The sequence below is a fragment of the Peribacillus sp. NPDC056705 genome (assembly GCF_043656335.1).
In genome coordinates, this window is sequence record NZ_JBHTYI010000168.1 from 1 (window position 1) to 1,516 (window position 1,516).

The following is a 1,516-nucleotide window of genomic DNA, read 5'->3' on the forward strand; positions in this document are numbered from 1 at the left end:
CACAGGCAATTATCCAGGAACGCAACAATCTGAGTACCTGGCGGATTATGCAGCAGATATTGATCTCTGGAAGTCCAACGGAGCGGCTCAGGAGCCGTATCACGATTCCACACAACCTGGTCAAGTTCCATCAGCGAAGCAGCATCCTTCATCTCAGATAAGCGTAGTACGAATGCTTCTTGGCGGGTGTTCATCGGTATCCCTCGCTTCTTCACATCGATGTTTTCACTCATTTTATCACAACTGTTAACTACCTCACAGAATAGATAAACTGCGTTGCCGTCTTAGCCCTGCAGACTCTGATGTTGTTCATGCTGGCGCGGCCGATTCAACCGGGCATGGACAGCAAAGGCGAGGAATGAGACGACAGCTACGGCAACGGCTAACCACGCTACTGGAGCCAAACCGCCACCATCATACATAGTACCCATCGCATACGGTCCGACAACACGGCCGGCGGCCCCCATGCCGCCGGCAACACCAATATAGAACGGCGCAGCCTGTCCCGTCCGTTCTGTGATAAAAGCCGGGATTGCAGGGGAAATCAGCATTTCGCCGAGTGTAGCCAGCACCATCGCCAGCACCATTCCGGGGTAACTTTGCATCATGACGATAACCACATAGGCAGACAGGTAGAACAACGCTGCGATCGTCATCTGGCTGCTCTCCGTACGGGCGAACCAACGTTTGATCGCCCGGGTAAGCGGCTGAGCGGCAAAGATCAAGATGCCATTAAGCGTCCACAAATACCCGTATGCCGTCTTGGACATGCCTTCCGATATAATGAACGGGGATACGCCCGTGTTCCAGATCGAGTTACCAAACCACAGAAACAAGGCACCGATACCCATAAACAGATAAATCCGAATATGACCTAACAGTACCCAGGCTCCTGGACCTGCCGGCAGCGGTGTCTTCGGTCTCGGATGATTAGAGGATGCCGTGACTTCCTGACCGTCCAGCTTCGTCAGATAGGACAGGAAAAAGAGCGCAAAACCGAACGAGGTTACCCCATTCAGCACGAAACTGAGATGATAGGAGAACTCCGCCAGAAATCCGCTCATCGCGGTCCCGAGAGCCACACCAATATTATTCGCAACATAAACTACATTAAACAATTCACCACGTCGATCGGCAAACCGGAAGCCGATAAAGGCCTGGATCGCTGGCATCGACACCGCATTGCAGAACCCGATAAAGCCCATCATCGCGATAAACAGTCCCCATAGGCCGTTGATGAATGGCAAGGTGAACAAACCCAGTGCATTCAGAATGAGTGAACCGACAATCAGCCGTTTGACACCGACACGATGGTACAGGATGCCACCCAGCAGTTGACCACCGATCCCGCCTAATGACTGGATCAGAATAACCAGGCCCGCATCCTTCATGCTGCGGCCGAGCTCATCAAATACGTACATCGTTGTCAACGGCCACATTAACGAGCCGCCCGCGGATGCAACGAGACTTGCACTTAGAAAACCTTTCACTTCCTTAGGGTATTGCTCCAACCATT

1 protein-coding gene and 1 pseudogene are annotated in these 1,516 nt (G+C 52.4%); both read right to left on the reverse strand.

Annotated features, from left to right (window positions below; all coding sequences use genetic code 11):
* Positions 1-233: pseudogene (locus ACFRAK_RS28565) on the reverse strand (hypothetical protein); the annotation flags it as partial.
* A gap of 51 nt (positions 234-284) precedes the next feature.
* A partial coding sequence (locus tag ACFRAK_RS28570) for an MFS transporter (protein WP_394573125.1) occupies positions 285-1,516 on the reverse strand: 1,232 nt, incomplete at its 5' end.